The sequence below is a fragment of the Corynebacterium halotolerans genome, assembly GCF_050107895.1.
GTDB classification, from domain to species: Bacteria; Actinomycetota; Actinomycetes; order Mycobacteriales; family Mycobacteriaceae; genus Corynebacterium; species Corynebacterium halotolerans_B.
In genome coordinates this window covers 1-24,199 of sequence record NZ_JBNILW010000023.1, presented here as the reverse complement: position 1 = coordinate 24,199, position 24,199 = coordinate 1, and the positions used below count along the sequence as shown (strand labels likewise).

The window sequence follows — 24,199 nt, the reverse complement described above, 5'->3', positions numbered from 1 at the left end:
ACATCAAGAAACTCGGGACCATTCCTGACGGTGGTGGCTGGAGGGCCCACGGACGCGGATCTGCCCCAGACCGTCAGGCCGGTGTTGCCCGTGGCAGGAAGACCCGGGCGGGTGCGAACCCGGGACGGGGGTATTCCTATCTCCATCACGCGGTAGACGATCACTCCCGGCTGGTGTACTCCGAGATCCTGGGTGATGAGAAGAAAGAGACCGCGGCCGGGTTCTGGACCCGGGCCCGGGGCTTCTTCGCCGGCTGTGGGATCACCGTGCGGCAGGTGATGACCGATAACGGTGCCTGCTACCGGTCACACACGTTCGCCGATGCTCTCGGCGACGGCGTTGAGCACCGGTACACCAGGCCGTATCGGCCGCAGACCAACGGCAAGGTCGAACGGTTCAACCGCACCCTGATGACCGAGTGGGCCTACGCGAAGACCTACACGAGCGAGCGGGCCCGGCAGGCAACGTACGAGGAGTTTGTCCACGAGTACAATTGCCACCGAGCCCATACCGCTATCGGAGGGTTAACTCCCCAGCAACGCGTTCACAACGTCACAGGGCAGTACAGCTAGCCCCGAGGCCCGGGCTGGGCGCACACGATAGAGACCCGGCGGGGTCCACGGCGTCGATAAGTGGCGATGAGTTCCAAGGTTGCCGAGCCTTAAATGCTCCTTGGAAGTTACCGATAGTTCCGGAAAAGTCTCTTCTTCGCCACTCATTGTTCGCGTTCTTGTGCCATCGTGGCCACATGAGCATTTCCTGGAACCGTTCCCTGAAGACCGGCCTCGCCACCGCTGGCGTGGCCGCCACTTTTGCCGCCATCATCCCCGCTACCGCTTCTGCTGACATCGTCGACGATGCCCTGGCCAAGATCCCAGCCGGCCAGATCTCCTGCGAGCAGGCTAACCAGTACTGGACCACCGAGGCCGAGTACAACAGCTACGCCTCCCAGGCCGCAGCGGTGGCCCCGTTCCACCCGCGTGGCGGCGAGATCAACGACGCCCTCGCCCGCATCGACGAGGCCGCCGACCGCTGTGGCCTGAAGGGCGGCGGCGCCGCTGTCGAGCAGCAGGATGCCGGCGCTCAGGAGAACACCCCCGCACCGGCTGCGGACACCACTCCCGCTGCCGGTGACAACGCCGGTGATGCCCCCGCAGAGCAGGACAACACTGGCCAGGAAACCGCCCCGGCTCCGGCCGAGAACACCGCCGAGGAAACTCCGGCCCAGAACGGCCCCGTCTTCACCATCCCGGTCCCCGAGGGCACCCCGACCACCACGGTCGAGCTCGAAGATGTGGGTACCGTCGTGGTCCCGGACGTCGAGAAGCTCATCGAAGACCTCCAGACCGGTAATCCGCTGGCCCAGCTGGCCGTCGGTTCCTCTAACTAGTCTCTTTGTTATGTGGTCGGGCCCCGGTGGAGGGTCCGACCTTTTGTGATTTTGTTTCGGGTTAGCCATACGTTCTCCCGAATGGTGGTTCCAGCAGGATCCCATTAGTAATATCTAGGGTTTCGTGCCATTCTTTTCTGCATGAGCATCTCCTGGAACCGTTCCTTAAAGACCGGCCTGGCCACCGCCGGTGCCGCCGTCGCCCTGTCCATGGTCGTCCCGGCGACCGCCTCCGCTGACATCGTCGATGACGCCCTGGCCCGGATCCCGGCCGGCCAGATCTCCTGCGAGCAGGCCAAGCAGTACTGGACCACCGAGTCCGAGTACAACTCCTACCGCACCCAGGCACAGGCTGCGGCGCTGTTCCACCCGCGCGGCGGCGAGATCCGGGACGCGCTGGCCCGCATCGATGAAGCCGCCAACCGCTGCGGCCTCAAGGGCGGCGGCAACACCGGTGGCCAGCAGACCGGCGGTGGCAACGATGGCGGTAATGGTGGCGGCAACGCTGGCGCGCCGACCAACAACGGCCCGGTGTTCACCATCCCGACCCCCTCCGGCACTCCGACCACCAGCATCCCGGTCGGGAATGTGGCCACCGTCGTCATTCCGGACGTCCAGCAGATGATCGATGATGCACTGAAGGGCAACCCGCTGGCACAGCTGTCGAGCGGTTCCTCTTTCTAGGTTTTGTGATTTAAAAGACCGGGTCCTGGTGGGGCCCGGTTTTTTCATCAATTGACCAGAAATGGGGACCAGACCGAAGCAGACCTCAGGCGCATCCCAGAGAAACAAGAGATACCTGAATAAAGACCATATTTCCCACCATTAGGTTTCTCGGGTTCAACCCTGTTATTGGAGTCTTTAGCAGGCCGAACTATGCGTTATTCGCACAGCTGGGACGAACGTGGGTTCGGAAACGCTCCACTATTGAACGTTCGTGTAGCGATCCATAACTAAACAGCTCTTCGGATGCTATTCGGATTCTCGTAGGCCAGCACCACGTACCTCCATCGGCCCACCCCGACCGCCTCGTCTTATTTGCAAAAGAACGAAAGCAATACCTTCAGACCACTGGCTTCGATCCATCCCTACACCATTGCGCAGGCTAGCGCGCTTTTCGCCCCCTCTATGTGTGGAAATGCACAACTACAGTGCAGAACTAGCTATCAAGAAATGTTACGAAGAACACATTTATCTCACACAATGAGGAGTGACACTTCAGAGTCCTATTGAATACCGGAAGGTACAAAAATGGCTTCTCAATCCAGCGCTGCAGGATCACCACCGTCAATCGAAGACCGTCGGCAGGCTCGAAAAGGTCTGCGCAGAGTCGTGACCGCCTCGATGGCAGGAACCATCGTCGAGTGGTACGAGTTTTTCCTCTACGCCACTGCCGCAACCCTGGTCTTTAATGTCCTCTTCTTCCCCCAGAGCGACAATCCCTATGATGCGGTGATCGCCGCTTTCGCGACCTACGCTGTCGGCTTCCTCGCCCGCCCCCTCGGGGGCATCATCTTTGCCCACTTCGGCGACCGTTTTGGCCGTAAGCATCTGCTCCAGATCGCCATCATCATGGTCGGGGCCTCGACTTTCCTGATGGGCTGTCTCCCTACCTTCGACTCAGTGGGTTACCTCGCCCCGGCACTGCTGGTGGGACTGCGTTTCATCCAAGGTATTGCCGTCGGTGGCGAATGGGGTGGGGCCGTCCTGCTGGTCGGCGAACACGCTCCGGCTAAAGAACGCGGGTTCTGGGCAAGCTGGCCTCAGGCGGCTCTACCGCTCGGCAATCTGCTGGCCACCATCGTGCTCCTGGTCCTGTCCTCCACCTTGAGCGAAGAGGCGTTCCTCAGCTGGGGTTGGCGTGTGGGATTCTGGCTCTCAGTGGTCATCGTGGCGATCGGCTACTACGTTCGCACCAAGGTTGAGGACGCCCCGATCTTCCAGGAAACCAAGAACAAGATCGAGGAATCCGATGAAGTCCGCTACGGAGTCTTTGAGGTTGTCAAGAAGTATCCTCGTGGTGTGCTGACAGCCATGGCCCTGCGCTTCGGTGAAAATATCTTGTACTACATGGTCGTGACGTTCTCCATCACTTACCTGTCGATGTGGGTCGGGATGGAAACCAGCAGCATCCTCGGACTGATTCTTTTGGCGCACGCGTCCCAATTCTTCATGATCCCCCTCATCGGGCGTCTCAATGACGTTGTCGGCCGGCGCCCCATGCAGATCACCGGCGCACTATTGGCGATTTGCTGGGCCTTCGTCGTCTTCCCCATGCTGAATTCCGCCCAACCGGTCATTATCCTGGCGGCTATCGTCCTGGGGCTACTGGCCCAGAGCTTCATGTACACCGGCCAACCCTCCGTGATGGCGGAGATGTTCCCCACCCGCATGCGGTACGCGGGTGTTTCGCTCGGTTACCAGGTCACCTCGATTGTCGCCGGATCAATGGCACCGATCATCGCGACCACTCTTTTGAGCCGTTTCGGGTCCTGGGTTCCAGTTGCCATCTACGTGGCCCTAGCCTGTTGCGTCACGCTCGTTGCCGCTCTGGTCATGCGGGAGACAAAGGGAGCTGCCCTCGAAGACATTGACCTCGCCGATCGTCGAGCACACATCGAACCGTCTCAGCCTGCACCCGAGAAAGCTGTTGTTCTCGATGGCTAATTGAACTCAGCAAACTGAAATCGTTCCGCTCGCGACTCCTCGCGCAAAGCCGCCATACAGGCCCGCACTGAGGCGTTACGAGCGTTTTCTTCTCTCATCACCGCCCAATAGCTGACCTCGTGATGGAACTCCGTGGGTAAGACCGGCACCAGAGAGCCATCCTCTACTGCGAACTCTGGAAGCAAACCAAGACCAGCCCCCGCCACGGTCGAAGCTACATGAGCGAAAACGCTCGTCGAACTGATTCCAGGCTGATAGGAGGGGATTCGTCTAGCCCCCGAATCTAGATCATCCACCTGCAGTACAGAATCTATGTAGTAGTTAAGGCGATGTCTGGCAAGATCATCCAGCGACCCCGGAGTCCCCTCGCGATCGAGGTAGTCCTGGGCAGCGTACAGCCGGAGACGGTAGGACAGCAGTTCTACGGTCACTGCTTTGTTGACCCGGGGTTCACCGATGACGATCTCAATGTCAGCGCCGGAGCGCCGCTGCCTCAACTGCTGGGTTGCAGTCAAAATGTCGATACCAAGTCCGGGTTCTTGGATCTGCAGTTTCGCTAGGGCGGGTATCGCAATAAACGTTGTGAACGCATCCGGAGCAGCAATACGCACGACTCCGCTCAACCTCAGAGCGTCTCCCCCGTCAGCAAGTGCCCCGAGCTCCTGCAGGGTACGCTCCGCCCGTTCAGCGGCGGGCATGGCCCGATTACCCAGTTCAGTCAGTTCCCATCCACTAGCGCCGCGCTCGAGCACTTGACCACCGAGTGCCTTTTCCAGATCCGCAACACGTCGCGAAACGGTGGAATGATTGATCCCCAGACTCTTCGCAGCTGAGGTGTACCGACCCAGACGCGCCACCGCAAGGAACGTGATCAATCCTTCAAGGTGGGCGGTTTCAATTTTTGCCGCCATGCCCAATAGTGTGCATGAACGCACAGGGGCATTGCAATATTGACCCCTCGAAAGCATTGTTGCGCACAGAATACCTTCCTATTATGAGCCTCAGGTCACTTTAATAACCAACTGTGACACCAAACGGAAGGAAACATCATGAGCAACATTGGCTGGGTCGGACTGGGCAACATGGGATCCCACATGGCGGCGAACCTCGTACAGGCTGGACACACGGTCAAAGGGTTCGATCTCAATCCTGCCGCCCTCAACCAGGCCATCGAATCTGGGGTGACTGCTACGGCAAGCGTTGCAGAGACGGTGCAAGATGTTGATGTGGTCTTCACCATGCTCCCTAAGGGAGAGCACGTTCGTAATGTCTTCGACGGGCCTGAGGGAATCTGGGCTAATGCCTCGCAGAAGACACTGCTGGTGGACAGTTCCACTGTGGACATTGACTCCGCCCGGTTCCTCCACGACAAGTCCCAGGAACTGGGCTTTGACTTCGTAGACGCCCCAGTAAGTGGAGGAATCAGTGGCGCTGAAGCAGGCACACTAGCATTCATGCTGGGTGGATCCTCCATCAACACTTCACGGGCGGAGTCATACATCGAACCGATGGCCCGGAAAATCTTTGTCGCCGGTGGTCCGACCATGGGAATCGCCGCCAAGATCGCCAACAACATGATGTTGTTCATCAATGTGCTCGCCAATTCCGAGGGATCCCAGCTTGCCGAGCAGCTCGGCCTCGACCCGAAGGTCTTCTGGGAGATCGTCACTGCCTCTTCGGGACAGTCCTGGGCGCAGCAGACCTGGTATCCAATGCCCGACATCATCGATGTATCACCCGCCAACCGCAATTTTGATCCGGGATTCGCTACCGAACTGGCGCGAAAAGATGTCGGACTGGCACTCGACGCCGGGGCCGCAGCCGGCATCAGCCTTCCCGCCGCCAATCTTGCCCGCGAGCAGTTCGACCGCCTTATCGAAGAGGGGATGGCAACCAAGGACTGCACACTGATTGCAAAGTACGTCAACCCCACTGGAGACGTCCGCGGCTGGAACAACGTCGACGGGAACGTCAGCAACGAAGACGCCGCCTAGACCACAAATACCCCGGACACATTTCGGCTCCACATCCTGAAAGGCAGACTCCAACCATGACTATTTCCCTGAGCACCCAAACCATCTCGCACCTCATCGGTGGCCAGCAGATCACCGAGAGCGCGCGCGACCAGGCGATCTACAATCCCGCGACCGGGGAAGAAATCCGGCGTGTTCCACTCGCCGACAACGAACTCCTCGACACTGCGGTCGAGACCGCTGCGCAGGCACAGAAATCCTGGCGCGCCCTCGGTCTGGCCAAACGCAGCCAGGTGTTCTTCAAACTGGCTGCCATCATCCGCGACGAAGCAGATGATCTCGCCCGGATCATCACCGAAGAGCACGGCAAGACTATCCCGGATGCCCACGGGGAGATCGCCCGCGGACTCGAAAACGTCGAATTCTGCGCCGGTCTGATGCACCACCTCAAGGGGGAGAGCGCCGAACAAGTGGCCGGAGGCGTCGATGTCGAGCAACTCAAGCAGCCGGTCGGCGTGGTCGCCTGCATTACCCCCTTCAACTTCCCGGCCATGGTTCCACTATGGATGATTTCCACCGCCATCGCCGCTGGTAATGCAGTAATTCTCAAGCCTTCTGAGAGGGACCCCTCCGCCGTCGTATGGATTGCTGAGGCGTTCTCTCGTGCAGGTCTTCCTGACGGCGTCCTCAATGTCGTCCACGGCGACAAAGACACTGTGAATGCCATTCTCGAGCACCCGACCATCAAGGCTGTCTCATTCGTGGGTTCCACTCCCATCGCCCGCCATATCTACTCCACCGCTTCAGCGCACGGAAAGCGCGTCCAGGCGCTCGGCGGCGCCAAGAACCACATGGTGGTTATGCCAGATGCGGATCTGGATGCTGCAGCAGACGCGGCAATCTCGGCGGGTTACGGTTCTGCCGGACAGCGCTGCATGGCAGTTTCAGTGCTGGTCGCGGTCGGCGATATCGCGGATCCATTGATCGAGAAAATCAAGGAACGTATCACCCCGTTGAAGCTCGGCAATGGCGCAGACTCCGACACCGACATCGGACCGCTGATCACTGCCCAGGCACGAGATCGTGCCGACCAGATCTTGGCCAGCGCGCCAGATGAGGGAGCAGAGATTGTGGTCGATGGCCGCGAATCCGTGACTGACAGGGACGGATTTTTCGTCGGCGCAAGCCTGGTGGACCACGTCAAACCCGGAATGACGGTGTACGAGGAGGAGATCTTCGGCCCAGTACTCAGCGTGGTCCGAGTGGACAGCTATCAGGATGCCGTCGAGTTGATCAACTCCAATCGCTACGCCAACGGCGTCGCCATGTTCACCAGGGACGGACGCACTGCCCGTGAGTTCAAGTTCGACATTGAGGTCGGCATGGTCGGTATCAACGTCCCAATTCCGGTCCCGGTCGGCGCCTTCTCCTTCGGGGGCTGGAAGGACTCCCTATTCGGCGATACCCATATGTACGGGCCCGAGTCCTTCAACTTCTACACCCGTCGCAAGGTGGTCACATCCCGCTGGCCGCTCCCCAGCGAGAGCCAGATCGAACTCGGTTTCCCCAGCAACTAGCACAATTGAGTACGTCGGTAACATAATCACCATCTGCTACCGACCAGCAACAGTCCGAGTAGCACGTGCTAGCGGCGGCTGACGAGAAACTGCCGGAGCCTGCCGTTGCCTCCTGGAAGGCTTTTCTGACGGCCGTTGCGGCTCCGCAGAAGCACTGTTTCCGCAACCGGAGGTATCCACAAAAGTGGGTACCTCCGGTTTGATACTCAGTACCGACCATGAAGATGGCCCGAGCGCTGGCTACTGGGCAAGCCCCGAGCCGGCGACAAGCCCCCTATCTCCTGGGCGAACCATCCCAACTCCCCCGCTCCCCGTACAGCTCCTCCAGCAGCTCTAGCCCGCGCTGTGCCCACTGGATCTCCATCTCAGCCTGGGCCACGCGGCCCTCATAGGCGAAGCGCTTGAAGGCAATGGTGGCAGCATGTTTTTCTTCCGGGGTCCGCAGCAGGCGACGAACCAGGTTCGGGCTGGTACCGGAGTTGATCCGATTGATTTCATCCTGTGCCTGCGCGCGCTGATTCTCGAAATGGGAAAGGTGTTCGCGCAGATTATTTTCCGCAGCCTCAGGCGTGGACATCTCGAAGTAGGCAACTTTCAACCGCGCCGGATCCCGGTCCGGGATATAGGTCATCGGCTCACTCTGCCAGTTCCGGATCGCCTCCAAGCCGGCATCGCTGATGGAGTACTCCGTCTTTGTCACCCCCTTCGAACCCCAGGGAACTTCACGGGTGTCCAGGAGACCTTCCTTCTCCAATTTCCGCAGCTCGGGGTAGATCTGGGAGTTCGCCGCGTGCCAGAGGAACCCCACAGAGGAGGCGAATCTCTTCGCCACGTCGTACCCGGTCATCGGACCGGAGGATAACAGGGCCAGTAGCGCATTCCTTAGGGTCACGCACTCTTTTTACCCTGCTTGGCGGCCGATCCCAAGCGAGTCGGGACCAGCGCACCCTAACCGAGGCCGTCTCGGTCCCCTGCTGATGGGGGGAGAAATCCCGAAAACTTTTGTCCCATGTCTTGCCTTAGACCACCCACTACCCTAAGTTGTGATTCAAGACACCAACTATCTAACTATTTAGATAGTTTCCGAGATAACACCGAGTGGAGCGTCATGACTACCGCTACTTCTTCTTCAACCACCACCGCCAAGATCCTGCCTCACCCGCTCAACGCCTGGTACGTCGCCGCCTGGGACCATGAGGTCACCGCCAAGGGCATCATGTCCCGGACTATCGCGAACAAGCCGCTGGCGCTTTACCGCACCCAGGATGGCCGCGCCGTCGCCCTCGCCGACGCCTGCTGGCACCGTCTCGCCCCACTGTCCAAGGGGAAGCTGACCGGCCGCGATGGCATCCAGTGCCCCTACCATGGCCTGGTCTACAACTCTGCTGGACGCTGCATGTCCATGCCGGCCCAAGAGACGCTGAATCCCTCAGCCGCGGTGCCGTCTTACCCGGTCGTCGAGCAGCACCGCTATATCTGGGTCTGGCTGGGTGATCCCACTCTGGCGGATCCGACCCTGGTGCCGGACATGCACCAGATGGACCACCCGGACTGGACCGGTGACGGCAAGACCATCGCCGCCGCATGTAACTACCAGCTGGTGCTGGACAACCTCATGGATCTGACCCATGAGGAGTTCGTCCATGCTTCCTCCATCGGGCAGGACGAGCTTTCCGAAGCAGAGTTCGAGGTCACCCACACTGAAGACTCCGTCACCGTTTCCCGGTGGATGCGCGACATCGATGCCCCGCCCTTCTGGCAGAAGAACATGAATGACAAGTTCCCCGGTTTCGAGGGCAAGGTGGACCGCTGGCAGATTATCCACTACTACTACCCCTCCACGATCTGCATCGACGTCGGGGTGGCCAAGGCCGGCACCGGCGCCCCGGAGGGCGACCGCAGCCAGGGTGTCAACGGATACGTCATGAACACCATCACCCCGGAATCCGATCGCTCCTCCCACTACTTCTGGTCCTTCCAGCGCAACTACCGGCTGGACAGCCAGCTGATCACCACCCAACTACGCGAAGGAGTCCACGGGGTGTTCGGCGAGGACGAGGAGATGCTCACTGCTCAACAGGACGCCATCGACGCCAACCCGGACCACGAGTTCTACAGTCTCAACATCGACGCCGGCGGCATGTGGGTCCGCCGCATCCTCGAAAAGGCTTTAGCTGCAGAGGACCGCCTTGACATCCCCACTACCTTCGCCACGAAGCAGGAGGCCTGAGATCATGGCCACCTCGAACACGATCGTCTGGCAGGACGCCGAGGTCACCGCGACCACAGAGATCGCCGACCGGATCCGGCGGATCACCCTGCGCCCGGACAACCCGCAACAGGTCCGCCCAGGCGAGCACCTGAAGGTCATGGTCGATATCAACGGCGAAGAGGCGGTCCGTTCCTACTCCATCGTGGACGCCACCCCTGACGGCAGCGAGCTGTCGCTGAGCGTGTTCCACACCCCGCACTCCCGGGGCGGATCCACCTACATGCATACCCGGGACGTCGGCACGTGGCTACGCATCGCCGGCCCCCTGCAGGACTTCCCGATGCGCGTGGGCGCGCCCGATTACGTCCTCGTGGCCGGCGGGATCGGTATCACCGCAATCCGTGGAATGGCATCCCTGCTGCGTCGACTCGGCGCGAATTATGTCATTCACTACTCCGCCCGGTCTCCGGAAGCTATGGCCTATCGCGAGGAGCTGGCCGCCGAACACGGCGAAAAGCTGCACACCTACTTCGATTCCGAGGGCACTCTCCTCGATATCCCGGCCATCATCAACTCGGCCACTCCAGACACGGAGCTCTACATGTGTGGTCCGATCCGTCTCATGGACGCGATTCGGCGGACCTGGCAGGCCAGCCAGCTGGACCCGACCAACCTGCGCTTCGAAACCTTCGGTAACAGCGGGTGGTTCACCCCGGAACAGTTCTCGGTCAGCATTCCTCGTCTGGGCGTGTCCACCGAGATCGGCCAGAACGAATCCATCCTCGAGGCTCTGGAAAAACTCGGCGTGGAGATGATGTCGGACTGCCGCCGCGGGGAGTGCGGGCTGTGCCAGGTCAATGTCCTGCACACTGAGGGCCAGATCGACCACCGCGACGTATTCTTCTCCGACAAACAGAAAACCGCTTCCACCAAGCTCTGCGCCTGTGTGTCCCGCGTGGCCTCACCGGAGGCCTCCCCACCCGGCCGCAGCGTCCAACTCACCATTGACGTGCCCTAGGAAGGCAGCCCCATGGACATCAGAAAAGCGATCGACACCACCCCGATGGGCGGTTTCCAGTGGTACATCATCGGATTGGCCACGTTCCTCAATGCCCTGGACGGCTATGACGTCCTCGCGATGGCCTTCACCGCCAACTCGGTGACTGAGGAGTTCGGTCTCAGCGGAAGCCAGCTGGGACTCCTGCTCAGCTCGGGGCTGATCGGAATGGCGCTGGGATCATTGATCCTCGGGCCCTTCGCCGACCGGATGGGCAGGCGCCGCATTCTCATCGTCGCCCTGCTCATCAACCTCACTGGGCTGGCAATGTCCGCCACCGCCGGCTCCCCGGTCGAACTGGGGATCTGGCGGGTGATCACCGGACTCGGCATCGGCGGGATCCTGGCCACGGTCACCGTGATCACCAGTGAATACTCGAACAACAAGAACCGCGGCATGGCAGTGAGCATCTACACCGCCGGTTACGGACTCGGCGCCACGCTCGGCGGAGCGCTGGCCACCCAGTTGATCCCGGCCTTCGGGTGGCGCTCAGTCTTCGCCGCTGGTGCCGTGGCAACGCTACTGGCACTGTTACTCGTGATCGTCAGCATTCCTGAATCAGTGGACTACCTCCGGGTCAAGCGCCCCGTTGGTGCCGAGGCCAAGATGGAGAAGATCGCCCACCGGCTCGGCAAGGAGGGCATCACCGAGATCGGCCCGGCGAATGTCGCGTCCGAGGCCACTCAGGTGAAGCTCTCCAGCCTGCTGGTCGGCTCCTTCAAGGCGACCACCCTCAAGCTCTGGGCGGCGTTCTTCATCATCATGTTTGGTTTCTACTTCGCCAACACCTGGACTCCGCAGCTACTGGTGGAGTCCGGGATGTCCGAGAATCAGGGCATCATCGGTGGACTGGCACTCACCCTGGGTGGCACCTTCGGCTCCCTGCTCTACGGAGCGATCACCATCCGGTTCAATTCCCGCCACACCCTCATGGTGTTCTCCGTTCTCTCCGCACTCACCCTGGTCGTGTTCATCACCACCACCTCCATTCCCGCACTGGCCTTCCTCAGCGGCGTGCTGGTGGGCATGCTCATCAACGGCTGCGTGGCTGGTCTGTACACCGTCACTCCCGCCGCTTACCCCTCCGCCCTGCGAACCACCGGCGTGGGCTGGGGTATCGGTGTTGGACGCTTCGGAGCTATCTTCGCCCCGATCACCGTCGGTGCCCTGCTCGATGCCGGTTGGACGCCCGTCTACCTCTACTCCGGAGTAGCCATCGTGGTGGTGCTCGCCGCTGTGGCCCTGATCGGTATCCGTCCCTACCTCGGCGCAGGGGACTCCGTGAGTGGATCCCGGCGCGAAGCGCGAGTGGCCGAGAATGACGAGGCAGCAGCCATTTCCTGACTCCTCCCGGTATCAAGACTGACATCGTGAAAGGCTTCCCCTTCCACGATGTCAGTCTTTTGTGGTTTCCGTGATCAGCAGCTGACTGTCCGGAGGCCGCACTCCGAAAGACATGGGGGAGCCCGCGCCAATTCCACAGAGGGGAATCTCCACAGATTTCCCCATAGGAGATACTAGCTACCTTAGACTTTCCAGGTAATAAGCAGTTCACCTCATTCCTTCTGAAAGAATCCAATACCATGCGTTATGAGTCTGCTATTGATTTCTCCGCCATTGAAGCGATCGACGTGCACGTCCACTACGAGACCGATTCCTGTGGGCACCACGCCATGCCGCAGGAGTACATCGACGCCTCCGCGGCCTATTTCAAGGGCGGGGAACGTATCCCCTCAGCTGATTCGATCGCCGAGCTCTACCGCGGCTTGAACATGGCGGGGGTGATTTTCACTATCGACGCCCGCACTCAATTGGGCCATCTTCCGAACTCCATCGACGACCTAGTGTCCGCCGCACAGAAGCACAATGACGTACTGATCCCCTTCGGTAGCGTAGACCCACGCATGGGCGAAGACGCGATTACCGAGGCAGTGCGCCAAGTGAAGGAACTGGGCGTGTGGGGAATGAAGTTCCACCCTTCTGTCCAAGGCTTCGATCCCTCGGACCCGCAGTACCTGCCGCTGTGGCGCAAGGTCGCCGAGCTCGGCGTTCCGGCGCTGTTCCACACCGGACAGAACGGCATGGGAGCTGGGATGCCCGGAGGTGGGGGGATCAAATTGCGCTACTCCAATCCCCTGCTGCTCGACGATGTTGCCGCCGAAGTTCCCGGACTGACGATCATCATGGCCCACCCCTCGGTACCCTGGCAGGACGAGGCTAACTCGATCGCCATCCACAAGCCGAATGTCTACATCGACCTCTCAGGTTGGCGCCCCAAGTATTTCCCGGAATCTCTGGTGCGCTTCGCTTCCAACATGCTCTCCGAGAAGCTCCTGTTCGGCACGGACTACCCACTGATCGCCCCCGAGAAGTGGCTGGCGGACTTCGCGGATCTGCCGATCAAGGATGAGGTGCGGCCAAAGATCTTCAAGGACAACGCCCTGCGGGCACTCGGGGTGAAGTAGCGGAATATGAGGAGGCCCTGCCATCATGTCACTGATGCCTGAGGAGCCCTCGGGCGAGCTTCCCGCTCCTGTCGAATCAGTTGATCGAGCGCTGCGCATCCTGCTCTATCTGCGCAATCACGACTCGATCTCAGTGAAGGAGGCCGCAGCCCACCTGGGGATCGCAGCCTCGACCGCTCATCGCCTCCTGTCGACGCTGGCGCGGCGCGGTTTCGTACTCCAGGACTTCACCCGCCGCTACCGGTTGGGGGACGTCCTGTCAGTCATTGCCCCAGAGCAGATCACCGAGTCCGGGCTGCGGGAGGTTGCCCTCCAACCCCTGCGAGAGCTACAGGTCAAGGTGCAGGAGACGGTGCAGCTGATGGTGCTGCGTGGTGGCAACATCCGCTTCATCGAGGGTGTGGAGCCCAATGCAGTCCTACGCGTCATTCGACGCGTAGACGATGAGATGCCAGCGTTCGTCTCCGCGGGAGGCAAGGCGATACTGGCTCGTCTGTCCAATCAGGAAGTGGAAGACATCTATCAGCGCGGATTGTCTAACTGGCCCACGCGCCGGGTACAGAGCATGAAGATGCTCAAGCGCATGCTCACCCTCGTCCGACGTAACGGCTACGCGCTGAGCCTGGAAGAAACCGAACAGGGTGTATCCGGCGTGGGCGTGTGCGTCATCGGCCCTAACGGCCGGCCAGTGGCCGCCCTGACTGTGGCGATCCCCAGTGTGCGCTTCCGCCGCGAGCTAGTTCCGGAATACGTGGCAGCGCTTCAAGCCGCAGCCTGGCAACTTCAAGAGGAACTGTTTGGGGAGTATCGGACGTAAATTCCCGATTAAGGAATACACGACCCGGGATCATTATTTTACCAGCTCATAAGGGTAATTAGGGGGAACAGGAGACGCCCCAAACTACCCCCGCAAAGGTGGCTTGAACGGACGGCAGTTCCGCCAGAAGGAATCTAACCTCAAGACGCAGATAGCCGGAGCCATCCTAAATATGCTTCCAGTCACACTAAAGCGATTGGGCGGCCCGTCTCACATGTCGCCCGTGACGGAAGGGTTCCAATGACCACCACCACACAACACTCCATCCGGGGACCGGAACAGATCCTCACCGAGGTCCGGCGGGGCCGGATGTCGAAGTTCCAGATCATCGCGGTCTCCCTCGCGTTGATGCTTATCATCCTGGACGGCTTTGAGGTCGGCATCATGGCTTTTGCCGCCCCGGAGATTCAATCGCAGATGGGACTGAGCTCAGATGTGCTCGGTTACGTCTTGAGTGCCAGTCTCTTCGGTATGGCAATCGGTTCGATCCTCCTGACCCCGCTAGCAGATCGTTTCGGTCGTCGCCCGCTGACCCTGGCCATGCTGGTCCTGATCGTGGCCGGTATGGCGTTGACAATAACGGCGCCAAGCGCCGGGATGCTGATTCTGTGGCGCGTGCTCACCGGTCTAGGCATCGGCGGCATGATGGCCAACCTCAACGCGCTGGTGGCGGAGTACTCCTCTGATGCCCGTCGTACCACGGCAATCGCGATCTACGCGGCGGGTTACCCAATCGGTGCGACCGTCGCCGGTTTCATCGCTGGCCCTCTGATTCCGATGTTCGGCTGGCAAGTCATTTTCGTCGTCGGCACGTTGCTGGCGGGCGGCGCCTTGACCGCGGCCTGGTTCTTCCTGCCAGAGTCCCTTGACTACTTGTTGGGGCGCCGTCCGGATAATGCACTCTCCCGGGTCAACCGGATTCTGAGCCGGATGCACATGGCACCGCTCAACGAACTGCCGAAGCACAGCACCGCTGAAGTGCAGGCAAAGGACAAGGGCATGCTGCGGGAGATGCTCAGCCCACCGATCCTACGCCTGACCATTGCTCTGTGGGTCGGCTACGGCCTACTCACCGCTTCCTACTACTTCGCCAACACGTGGATCCCCACCATTCTGACCAATGTCACTGGCGACCCCCAGTTGGGCACCATTATGGGTATCGGCGCCAATCTCGGCGGTGTGCTGGGTTGTTTCATCTTCGCCGGCCTGGCTATCCGCTTCAGCGGCCGCACCTTGCTGTGCATGACCCTGTTCGCCGCCGCTGCCGCCTACCTGATCTTCAGCATCGTGCCCATTGCAGTCGTCGTCGGATTCGTGCTCGGCATGCTGACCACGGGTGCGATCGCTGGCTTCTACGCAGTCGCTCCCACCATCTACTCTGCCCGCGTTCGCGCCACCGGTATCGGCTGGATGATCGGCCTGGGACGTCTGGTCTCGGTCGCCGCACCCATCATCGTGGGCTACATCCTCGCCGCCGGCATGGCACCGGAGCGCGTGTTCATCGCCTTTGCGGTTCCCTTGGTCATCGCCGCCCTGGCTGCGCTGTCCCTGCTGATAGGCCGCCAGAACGCCACCATGGCCGACTAGCTTCCCATCCACCGCTTTCCATCAGCACAGCTCTTCCCGGAGGAAACCACCATGTCCACTGCTCTCATCAACTCGCAGACCGTCCCGTCCCCCACACAGGTCACCTGGCAGCCGAGCGAGTCCGAGCTCCACAACTGTCGCATGAGCCGCTTCGCCCGGTGGTCCGAGCAGCGTTTCGAGCGCCCGCTCCCGGACTTCCGCTCCCTGTGGGAGTGGTCGGTCACCGAGACCACCGAGTTCTGGCGGGCCATCCCGGAGTACTTCGAGGTCCTCGGCGATGGTTTCACCGGCAGCCCGGTGCTCAGCGATGACCGGATGCCCTTCGCCACCTGGTTCCCGGGTGTGCAGGTGAACTTCGCTGAAAACGTTCTGCGGCATGCCAGCGACCCGGCACTGCGTGATCAGGCAGCTATCACGGATGTGGCGGAGGACGGCACTCTGACCCCGATCAGCTGGGCTGAGCTGGAGTTCCGTGTGGCCTCCCTGGCCCAGACCTTCCGCGATCTGGGAGTGGAACGGGGCGACCGCGTGGCTGCCGTACTGCCGAACATCCCGGAGGCCGTGATCGGACTGCTAGCGGCGGCGTCGATAGGCGCGGTGTGGACCATCAACTCCCCTGACCTGTCCGCGGAAGCCAGCGTCCGCCGCGTGCGACAGCTCGCACCGAAGGTACTGGTTGCCGGCGACGGATATGTCTTCGGCGGCAAGGAACTGGAACGGCGTACCCACACCGCCGAGGTGGAGGAAAACCTGCCCTCTCTGGTGGCCACCATCCTGGTCCGCACGCTGGAGCCGGAGCGTGAGGCCGGCCAGATGGCCGGAAGCGCCCACAGGCACCGGCCCCGGATGGCCTTCGATGAAGCAGAGCAGGTTCCGGCTTCGCCGAACTATGAACGGGTGGAATTCAGCGACCCGCTGTGGATCCTGTTCTCCTCCGGCACCACCGGAGAACCGAAGGGCATCGTGCACGGCCACGGCGGCATCGTGCTGGACAGCCTGAAGGGGATCGCCCTGCATCAGGACATGGGGCCGGGCGACGTCTACTACGTGGCCGCGAACACCTCCTGGATGGTGTGGAACACGCTGTCCCAGAATTTGCTGGCGGGCGCCAGCATCGTCACCTACGCCGGATCCCCCAAGGTGACCGGCAAGGACCACCACTTCCAGATCATCTCCGACCTGCAGGTGACCCAGTTCGCCACCGGAGCGGCCTATCTGACCATGGTGGAAAAGTCCGGGCTGGAACCCCGGCGCGGACGCGACTTCTCCGCCCTGCGTGCCATCCTATCCACCGGGTCCCCGCTGCCGCCGAGCACCTGGCTCTGGGTGCATGAGGCCCTCAAACAGGACGTGCACCTGGGATCTGACTCGGGAGGGACCGACATCTGTGGCGGCTTTCTGGGCTCCAACCCGATGGAACCGGTGCACCTGGGCTACCTGCAGGGACCCCTCCTCGGGGTAGCCGCGGAAGCCCACGATGACGAAGGTCGCGCCCTGATCGACGAGGTCGGCGAAATGGCGGTGACCCGGCCTCTGCCGTCCATGCCGCTGTTCCTCTGGGGCGATGAGTCCGGTGAACGCTACCACTCCTCCTATTTCACCGCGCAGCCCGGCGTGTGGATGCACGGCGACTGGATCACCCGCACCGCCGACGGCCAATTCACGGTGCACGGCCGGGCGGATGCCACCCTCAACCGCCAGGGGATACGCATCGGAGCCTCCGACATCTACGACGCCCTCCAGGACGTCGAGGAGATCGCCGACTGTCTGGTACTCGGTGTTGAGCAGGAGGGCGGCGACTACTGGATGCCACTATTCGTGGTGGCTGCCGAAGGGGAGGCGGTGGACGACGCGCTGCGTGAGCGGATCTGCCAGACCCTGCGCAGCCGTGCCAGCGCCCGCCACGTACCCGATGAGATCATTCAGGCCCCGGATATCCCCGTGACTCACAGCATGAAACGTCTGGAGGTTCCCCTGAAACGTCTGCTCAGTGGCCGGACGGGCGGCAAGCCCATCAACCGGGACTCGGTGAAGAATCCGGATGCGCTGGACTGGTTCCAGAACTTCGCAACAGCCCGAATCGCCAATCGAGCAGCATAGGATCAGCAGGTATGACGAACTCACAACGCGTACTCATTACCGCCGGAGCCAGTGGCATTGGCTGGGCCATCGTCGAAGCGTTCCTGGCGCAGGGCAGTCTCGTGCACATCTTCGACGTCGACGAGGCGGCCGTGTCCAGTGTTATCCGGACCCGGGAGAACCTCAGCGGCAGCGTCGGTGACGTTACCTCCGAGGAGGACGTGTCCCGCCTGATCGAGGAGCTCCGCACTAAGTGGGGCGGACTCGACGTCGTGATCAGCAACGCGGGTATCGCCGGTCCCACCGCCCCGGTGGAGGACTACGATCCGGCCGCCTGGAAAACAGTCGTGGACGTCAACCTCAACGGTTCCTTCAATGTGGTTCGCCAGGCAGTACCGCTACTCAAGGACAGCGGCGGGGGATCGATCCTGGTGATGTCTTCTCTGGCGGGACGCTTCGGCTACCCGAATCGCATTGCCTACTCCACCACGAAATGGGGGCTGGTCGGCTTCACTAAGACCTTGTCCCTGGAGCTCGGCCCGCACGGCATCACCGTCAACTCGATCCATCCCGGCGCGGTCCAGGGCGAGCGGATCGAGCAGGTTTTCGCCGGCCGTGCCGAAGTATCAGGGCGCACCATCGAGGAGGAAAAGGCCGCCGGCATGGAAAACCAAGCCATCAAGTCCTTCACGGATCCGGCAGACATCGGAGCGCTGGCAGTGTTCCTCAGCGGACCGCATGCCCGCACGATCTCGGGGCAGCAGTTCCCGATCGACGGTGACTCGAAGGCGGCGCAGTAGCTCAGGTATCCCTGTCATCCGCACCGGCCCGGGGCCCGGTGCGGATTCTTTTCTGCAGTGCCCCCGAGTGGTGTTCGGAGAGGAATTCAAACACGTTAGCTGAGTACCGCGGAGTCCACACGGCGTCGATAAGCCTCACGGATCCCCGGTCGCGGCCGCGTTCATCAGCGGAAAAGCCGCACTGCTGCGTGGGCGGGGCGTCGGCAAGTTTTCATTTGCCGACGCGACCGCGATACAGTTACCGGAATCAGATTTTCCCTGGGTACACGCTTGTCGGGCTTCCGGTAACAGGTCGCGCGGCATTGTCCTGCCCCTCAGCGAGGGCCGCCGCGCCCGGGCGGGGATCTGTCAACACGGGACGCTCGTCTCATCAGGGCGGACTTCCTGTGTTGCGATTGGCCACCAGACGTCGGACATTGAGGAACTCCCGCATGACACGGTTCTCCGTCCTCTCGCAGTAGTCCGTCAACGATTCTCTCCGTCACGCCGGTGCCGTGACGCGACACCGTGGCTGATTCTTCCTGCTCTGCACCAACAACAGCTCTATGAAAGGCCTCGTGACCGAGCCCAACTCGACCACGCCCACCATCGCCTATGGGAATTCGCTGCGCAAGGCGGAACCCTACGGTACCGAGGAAATCCCCGACACCGAACGGCACGGACATCCCCGCTCCCAGTTCACGCTGTGGTTCGCGGCGAACATGGTGCTCGCCGTGCTGGTCTCCGGCTTCTTCGCCAGCTCCTTCGGCCTGACAATCGCGCAGGGCCTGTCCGCCGTAGCCGTCGGCAGCCTCGCCGGCGCCCTGGTGATGGGCGTGCTGGCGGGGATCGGCACCCGCTTCGGGGTGCCGCAGCAGGTGCAGGCCCGCGGGCCGATGGGATACTTCGGTAATTTCGCGCCCGTGGCCCTGCTGACCAACGTCTCCGCGATCGGCTGGGTTGCGGTGAACACGGTCTTCGCCGTGCTCGCGCTGCAGCAGCTGGTGGGCGTGCCTTTCTGGCTCGGCTCCGCGGTGATGTTCGGGTTCCAGGCACTCTTCGCCATCTGGGGACACAACCTGATCCACCTGGTCAACAAGATCGCCACCGTGGTGCTGACCGTGCTCTTCGCCGTGATCACCGTTCTGGCGTTGACCAAGGTAGACATCGGGGCCGCTCCTGCTGCTGTTGAGGGAGGCGGCTTCGCCGAGTGGGTCACCTTCGCCGGTTTCTTCTTAATCTATGTGATGACGTGGACGCCGTTCGCCTCCGACTTCTCGCGCTACCTGCCGCGCAACACCTCGCACATGAAGATCGTCGCCTACACCACCGGCGGCGGGTTCCTCTCCCTGCTCTGGTTGGGCAGCATCGGCGTGCTGGTCTCCAGCTTCGCCGGCGACCTGGGTGCGGTGGAGGCCGTCGCGGAGCTCACCGGCCCCTGGGCCCCACTGGCCATGATCACCGTGGTGGTCTCCACCGTCCCGGTCAGCGCGATGAATCTCTACGGCGGCGCGCTGTCACTGCTGACGATCCGCGTCCCGGTCAGCCGCACCGTGGGAGTGATCATTACCGCGCTGATCAGCTTCGGGGTCACGCTGCTCATGCAGAGCGACCCCTACGGCAGCTTTTACGACTTCCTGCTGCTACTCGGCTACCTGGTGGTGCCGTTCTCCACGGTGCTGCTGATGGATTACTACGTGCGCACCCGCCACCTGAAGACGGAGGCTGTAAAGGAGCTCTTCGACCCTCGGCGCGCTGTCGCCTGGGGTTTCGTGGCGTGGATCTTCGGGTGCCTGGTTTCCGCGCTGTTCTGGGACACCCCGCTGGGCACGGGCCCCCTATCCGGATGGCTCTCCAGCCTGGGTGACGTCACCTATTACATCGGTGCGCTGTCGGCTGCCGTCGCCTATCTTGTGATTCACCTGCTGCGTGGACGTGACGCGGACATCTCGATGGGCTCGCGGAATTTGTCTTCTGACACTGCTCCGGTGGCAGGTTCTGACGCGGTTGCTACTGATCTGACTGAGGAGCTCGCCCGATGACTGTTTCTGAATTGTCCGGCAACGCGGTACTCGCCGTAATCGATATGCAGGTGGCCTTCCACGAGACGGGCAGCGACTGGCAGGTGCCGCGCTATGAGGAGGCCGAGGCCAAGGTGACCGAGCTTACCGAGGCCTTCGAGCAGGTGGTGTGGACCAGGTTCGTCCGCGACCCCGCCGAGAAGGGCGCCTGGTCCGACTACTACGACCGTTGGTCCAGCTTCCGGGTGGATGAGACCTCCCGGTTGTGGGACCTGACGATCGATCCGCCGCCCTCCCAACCGGTGATCTCCCTGCCGACGTTCTCGAAGTGGGGGCCGGAGCTGGCGGCGCTGGTTCCGGTGAGCATACCGTTGGTGCTCTGCGGTGTGGCTACCGACTGCTGCGTGCTGTCCACGGCACTCGGCGCCATCGACGCCGGGCGTTCCGTGATCGTGGTGACCGACGCGTGCGGTGCCCTCAGCGACGAGGCGCAGGAGCAGACTCTCCGGATCTTGGAGTTGCTGGCACCGATGGTCACTTTGGCCACCACGGCTGAAGTTATTGGGGCGTTGGGGCGGTAGGGCTCCTGCCGGAGCGGTGTGCGGTGTTGATGCTGTCCGGTCCCCATTAGGGGTAGATGCACAGCCCATTTTATGTAAATTCACAGTTTATGCCAATACTTTCTCCATGCGTAAAAGAATCCTGAGCATCGCTCTCGCCGCCAGCATCGCTATCTCCACTGCGACCCCTGCCCATGCCGAGGTCTCGGCAGAATTCTTGGAGGAAACCACCTCCTCCGCCGAGCTATCTTCGGGGTTGTCCTCGGGGCTCTCCTCGAATCTGTCTTCCGGAGACCATGCAGACGTTGCAGAACTCGAGAACCCTGACACCGCCGAGGGCAGCTCAGAAGGTGCCGTTATCGGAGTCGTCGCACTCCTCGCCATCGGTGGTCTGATCGCAGGTGGCGTCAACTGGGCAATCCAGGAACGGCTCATCCCGAACCCGCTCCCGGGCATCATCCCTGGTCCGCCGGCGCCCTCCCCGGCACCGCAACCCGCGTCTGCCCCTCAACGCAATGTGCCCGCACCTGCCCCCGCACCCGCGCCGACTCCGGCACGGACCGACACTGTCTACTACAAGAACTGCACCGCAGTCTGGAACGCGCTCAACCGGCCTATCTACCGGGATGACGCCGGATTCCGTGCCGCTCACGACCGCAACCGCGACGGCGTCGGCTGCGAGTCCGACCCGCGCTAAGCCGTGCGGTCAATCGCCGGTGGATTCTCCGCTCTCGGCGGCAACCCACGGTAACCGGGAACGCCGTCAGGATTTTCCCCTGACGGCATTCTTCTTTCCTAGGCTCAGTCCGCCCGTGGTACTCGGATGACATCACCGACACTGATCTGGTTCGGGTTGGTGATCGAGGGGTTCGCCGTGACCAGCCGCTGGTAGAGATTGCCGTTGCCATAATGCTGGCGGGCGATGCCCCACAACGTCTCCCCTCCCCTGACCACATGCTCCAGGTAGCTGGTGTAACCGGGCACGATCCGTTCCCCCAGGATGACCGGCACCACCACGCGATCAAGCTCCTCCCCGTCCTTGGGCGAGGTGTGGAAGACCTCCACATAGGCCACGACGTGGGTAAAAGCCGCGCCGGAGACGTCGGCCATTACTTGGAACTGGCCATGCCCACCCACCCCATCACCGGCCATGAAATGACCGGTGACCTCGTCATGACCTTCAGTGACGCGGTAGTTGTAGCTGGCTTCGAAGGCGCCGCCGGCGACACCTGCGATCTGGATGTTGTTGCCGACGATGTCATAGGGTTCCGGTTGTTGAATACGGATGCTCATGAGGGTTTCCTCCTGTAAGTGAGTGACCTACCAAGGAGGAAGCCTCTGCCGCGCAGACACTTGCGGCCCGCGCTTCATCCCTGCTCCAGAATGTAGCTGTCCTCAGCTTCCCACAGGCCTAAATTGCTGACAAGAGCTGCGAAAATATTCCTGAGGGAAAAACTTGAATCAGCGCGGCTTTACTGAGCGAGGGCAGGTGTATGGCAGGAATTCCGATTGTTTCCCGTGCTTGCTAAGCTGCAGCTCAGAAACTCCCCGTGTGTTCTAGCCGGGGTGCTCCCGGGTAAGAGGTTGAATCCTACGCCCGGAGTCTTCCAGCATGCGCCAGGGGCGCGGCTTTGTTGCCGCCGCTCCGTCGTGCATTTTCCCTTGAGAAGGAGCCCTCTTGACGTTGAAGCGTTGGATCACCGTATCCGCAGCTGCCCTGAGCCTGGCGGTGTTCGCCACCGGCTGTGCCGCCCCGGACACGGAAGGATCTGACCCGGCGGCTTCCTCGAGCGCCACCGCGGCCACCGCCTCCCCTGCCAGTGGTCAGTCGCCGGAGATTTCGGAGGAGAACACCGAGGAACCCGCCGGGGAGACCGCGGCGGAGGAACCGGCGGTGGCAGGAAGCGCGCTAGCTGCCCTGGAGACCCTGGATGTGAAGGGGCGCGCGCCACAGACCGGCTACGAACGGGAACAGTTCGGGGCCGCATGGGCGGACACCGACCACAACGGCTGCGACACCCGCAACGACATTCTGGCCCGTGACCTGGAGGGCGAGACCTTCCGTCCGGGCACCCATGACTGCATCGTGCTCACCGGTGTGCTCGACGATCCGTACACCGCCACTGAGATCCACTTCCAGCGTGGCCAGGACACCTCCACCAAGGTTCAGATCGACCACGTGGTGGCCCTGTCCGATGCCTGGCAGAAGGGTGCCCAGCAGCTCAGTGTGGAGGACCGTACCCAGTTCGCCAACGATCCGTTGAACCTGCTGGCAGTGGACGGCCCGGCCAACTCCCAGAAGGGGGCCGGTGACGCCGCGACGTGGCTGCCGGCCAACCGTTCCTTCCGCTGTGATTATGTGTCCCGGCAGATCGCGGTGAAGGCCCGCTATGACCTGTGGGTGACCAGCGCCGAGAAGGACGCCATAGGCCGGGTGTTGTCCAACTGCCCCGACCATGAGCTGCCCACCGGCGGAACCGACTATCAGGTGAACATCACTGCCACGCAGGAGGCTGCTCCGGTTGAGGAGCCGGCACCGATCGAGGCAGAGATCCCGGTTGCTCCGGCGCAGCAGGCGCCCGTTGAGCAGGCTCCGGCCCAGGGCGGCACCGATCCCCAGTTCAGCAGCTGTGCCAAGGCCAAGGACGCCGGTTACGGTCCCTACGTCTCCGGAGTGGATCCGGAATATGGCTGGTACCGCGACGGTGACAACGACGGTATTAACTGCGAGTAGGTAAGTTTTCTTGGGGGTTGTGTCGGGTAGGTACCGGCTACCGGCACATTGTGGTCTCCCGCCGGGCCCAATCCGTCGATTACCGCTACCTACCCGACACCCCGCAAGACCCTAACCGGGCGCTCGGCGATCTTTCTTGTAATTCCACTGCTCACTAGATGATTGATTCCAGGGAGAGTCGCTGCTCATAAGACAAAGCGAGAGTGTTGAAGAATCGAAGTTGTGGACAACGATCTCAACACTCTCGCAACAGCACTGTACGTCGCCACCGACGACTACCT

21 protein-coding genes are annotated in these 24,199 nt (G+C 61.8%); 18 read left to right on the top strand and 3 right to left on the bottom strand.

The annotated features are described in order from the left end of the window. From ACQCVD_RS14915 to ACQCVD_RS14900, 4 genes are all read left to right on the top strand, one after another. Positions 1 to 572: integrase core domain-containing protein (locus tag ACQCVD_RS14915; protein ID WP_426824573.1), on the top strand; the 572-nt coding region annotated here is incomplete at its 5' end. Between the two features lie 176 nt (positions 573 to 748). Next, positions 749 to 1,390 (top strand): hypothetical protein, encoded by a 642-nt coding sequence (locus ACQCVD_RS14910; protein WP_426824572.1) that lies wholly within the window; start codon positions 749 to 751, stop codon positions 1,388 to 1,390. Positions 1,391 to 1,531: 141 nt separating this feature from the next. Next, a complete protein-coding gene (locus ACQCVD_RS14905) occupies positions 1,532 to 2,074 on the top strand; it encodes a hypothetical protein (RefSeq protein ID WP_426824571.1) in 543 nt (180 codons plus the stop codon). 567 nt (positions 2,075 to 2,641) lie between these two features. Further along, a complete protein-coding gene (locus tag ACQCVD_RS14900) occupies positions 2,642 to 4,057 on the top strand; it encodes an MFS transporter (RefSeq protein WP_426824570.1) in 1,416 nt (471 codons plus the stop codon). On the opposite strand, the gene ACQCVD_RS14895 is transcribed toward ACQCVD_RS14900, so the two are convergent. After that, positions 4,054 to 4,968 carry a LysR family transcriptional regulator gene (locus ACQCVD_RS14895; protein ID WP_426824569.1) on the bottom strand — a complete coding sequence of 305 codons (915 nt, stop codon included), beginning with the start codon at positions 4,966 to 4,968 and terminating at the stop codon, positions 4,054 to 4,056. The two genes, ACQCVD_RS14900 and ACQCVD_RS14895, sit on opposite strands and share 4 nt — an antisense overlap. 138 nt (positions 4,969 to 5,106) lie before the next feature. On the opposite strand from ACQCVD_RS14895, the gene mmsB reads away from it, so the two are divergent. Continuing rightward, positions 5,107 to 6,051 (top strand): 3-hydroxyisobutyrate dehydrogenase, encoded by a 945-nt coding sequence (gene mmsB / locus ACQCVD_RS14890; RefSeq protein WP_426824568.1) that lies wholly within the window; start codon positions 5,107 to 5,109, stop codon positions 6,049 to 6,051. Positions 6,052 to 6,107: 56 nt separating this feature from the next. After that, a complete protein-coding gene (locus ACQCVD_RS14885; RefSeq protein ID WP_426824567.1) occupies positions 6,108 to 7,607 on the top strand; it encodes a CoA-acylating methylmalonate-semialdehyde dehydrogenase in 1,500 nt (499 codons plus the stop codon). A 274-nt stretch (positions 7,608 to 7,881) separates the two neighbouring features. Here ACQCVD_RS14885 and ACQCVD_RS14880 read toward each other — a convergent pair whose 3' ends face one another. Further along, entirely contained in the window at positions 7,882 to 8,499 is a 618-nt protein-coding gene (locus ACQCVD_RS14880) for a PadR family transcriptional regulator (protein ID WP_426824566.1), read from the bottom strand. 216 nt (positions 8,500 to 8,715) lie between these two features. On the opposite strand from ACQCVD_RS14880, the gene ACQCVD_RS14875 reads away from it, so the two are divergent. From ACQCVD_RS14875 to ACQCVD_RS14825, 11 genes are all read left to right on the top strand, one after another. Next, positions 8,716 to 9,837: a Rieske 2Fe-2S domain-containing protein gene (locus tag ACQCVD_RS14875; protein WP_426824565.1), complete on the top strand. Its 1,122-nt coding sequence runs from the start codon at positions 8,716 to 8,718 to the stop codon at positions 9,835 to 9,837. 4 nt (positions 9,838 to 9,841) lie between these two features. Beyond that, on the top strand, positions 9,842 to 10,837 hold the full coding sequence (locus ACQCVD_RS14870; protein WP_426824564.1) for a PDR/VanB family oxidoreductase: 996 nt from the start codon (positions 9,842 to 9,844) through the stop codon (positions 10,835 to 10,837). 12 nt (positions 10,838 to 10,849) lie between these two features. Then, positions 10,850 to 12,220 (top strand): MFS transporter, encoded by a 1,371-nt coding sequence (locus ACQCVD_RS14865; protein WP_426824562.1) that lies wholly within the window; start codon positions 10,850 to 10,852, stop codon positions 12,218 to 12,220. Positions 12,221 to 12,459: 239 nt separating this feature from the next. Beyond that, the gene (locus tag ACQCVD_RS14860; protein WP_426824561.1) at positions 12,460 to 13,341 is read left to right on the top strand and encodes an amidohydrolase family protein; all 882 of its coding nucleotides are present in this window, start codon (positions 12,460 to 12,462) and stop codon (positions 13,339 to 13,341) included. 25 nt (positions 13,342 to 13,366) lie between these two features. After that, positions 13,367 to 14,158: an IclR family transcriptional regulator gene (locus ACQCVD_RS14855; RefSeq protein WP_426824560.1), complete on the top strand. Its 792-nt coding sequence runs from the start codon at positions 13,367 to 13,369 to the stop codon at positions 14,156 to 14,158. Positions 14,159 to 14,398: 240 nt separating this feature from the next. After that, positions 14,399 to 15,745, top strand: coding sequence for an MFS transporter (locus tag ACQCVD_RS14850; RefSeq protein WP_426824559.1), 1,347 nt, complete (start codon positions 14,399 to 14,401; stop codon positions 15,743 to 15,745). Between the two features lie 51 nt (positions 15,746 to 15,796). Next, positions 15,797 to 17,845, top strand: a complete 2,049-nt coding sequence (locus tag ACQCVD_RS14845) for an acetoacetate--CoA ligase (RefSeq protein WP_426824558.1) — start codon at positions 15,797 to 15,799, stop codon at positions 17,843 to 17,845. 11 nt (positions 17,846 to 17,856) lie between these two features. Continuing rightward, positions 17,857 to 18,624, top strand: a complete 768-nt coding sequence (locus ACQCVD_RS14840) for an SDR family oxidoreductase (protein WP_426824557.1) — start codon at positions 17,857 to 17,859, stop codon at positions 18,622 to 18,624. Between the two features lie 557 nt (positions 18,625 to 19,181). Next, positions 19,182 to 20,645, top strand: coding sequence for a purine-cytosine permease family protein (locus ACQCVD_RS14835; RefSeq protein ID WP_426824556.1), 1,464 nt, complete (start codon positions 19,182 to 19,184; stop codon positions 20,643 to 20,645). After that, positions 20,642 to 21,205: a cysteine hydrolase family protein gene (locus ACQCVD_RS14830; RefSeq protein WP_426824555.1), complete on the top strand. Its 564-nt coding sequence runs from the start codon at positions 20,642 to 20,644 to the stop codon at positions 21,203 to 21,205. Before ACQCVD_RS14835 ends, ACQCVD_RS14830 begins: the two co-directional genes overlap by 4 nt. 106 nt (positions 21,206 to 21,311) lie before the next feature. Continuing rightward, positions 21,312 to 21,881 carry an excalibur calcium-binding domain-containing protein gene (locus tag ACQCVD_RS14825; protein ID WP_426824554.1) on the top strand — a complete coding sequence of 190 codons (570 nt, stop codon included), beginning with the start codon at positions 21,312 to 21,314 and terminating at the stop codon, positions 21,879 to 21,881. Between the two features lie 104 nt (positions 21,882 to 21,985). On the opposite strand, the gene ACQCVD_RS14820 is transcribed toward ACQCVD_RS14825, so the two are convergent. Continuing rightward, on the bottom strand, positions 21,986 to 22,477 hold the full coding sequence (locus ACQCVD_RS14820) for a Gmad2 immunoglobulin-like domain-containing protein (RefSeq protein WP_426824553.1): 492 nt from the start codon (positions 22,475 to 22,477) through the stop codon (positions 21,986 to 21,988). A 385-nt stretch (positions 22,478 to 22,862) separates the two neighbouring features. On the opposite strand from ACQCVD_RS14820, the gene ACQCVD_RS14815 reads away from it, so the two are divergent. Continuing rightward, complete coding sequence (locus tag ACQCVD_RS14815) at positions 22,863 to 23,918, top strand: GmrSD restriction endonuclease domain-containing protein (RefSeq protein ID WP_426824552.1); 1,056 nt, start codon at positions 22,863 to 22,865, stop codon at positions 23,916 to 23,918. Positions 23,919 to 24,199 lie beyond the last annotated feature (281 nt).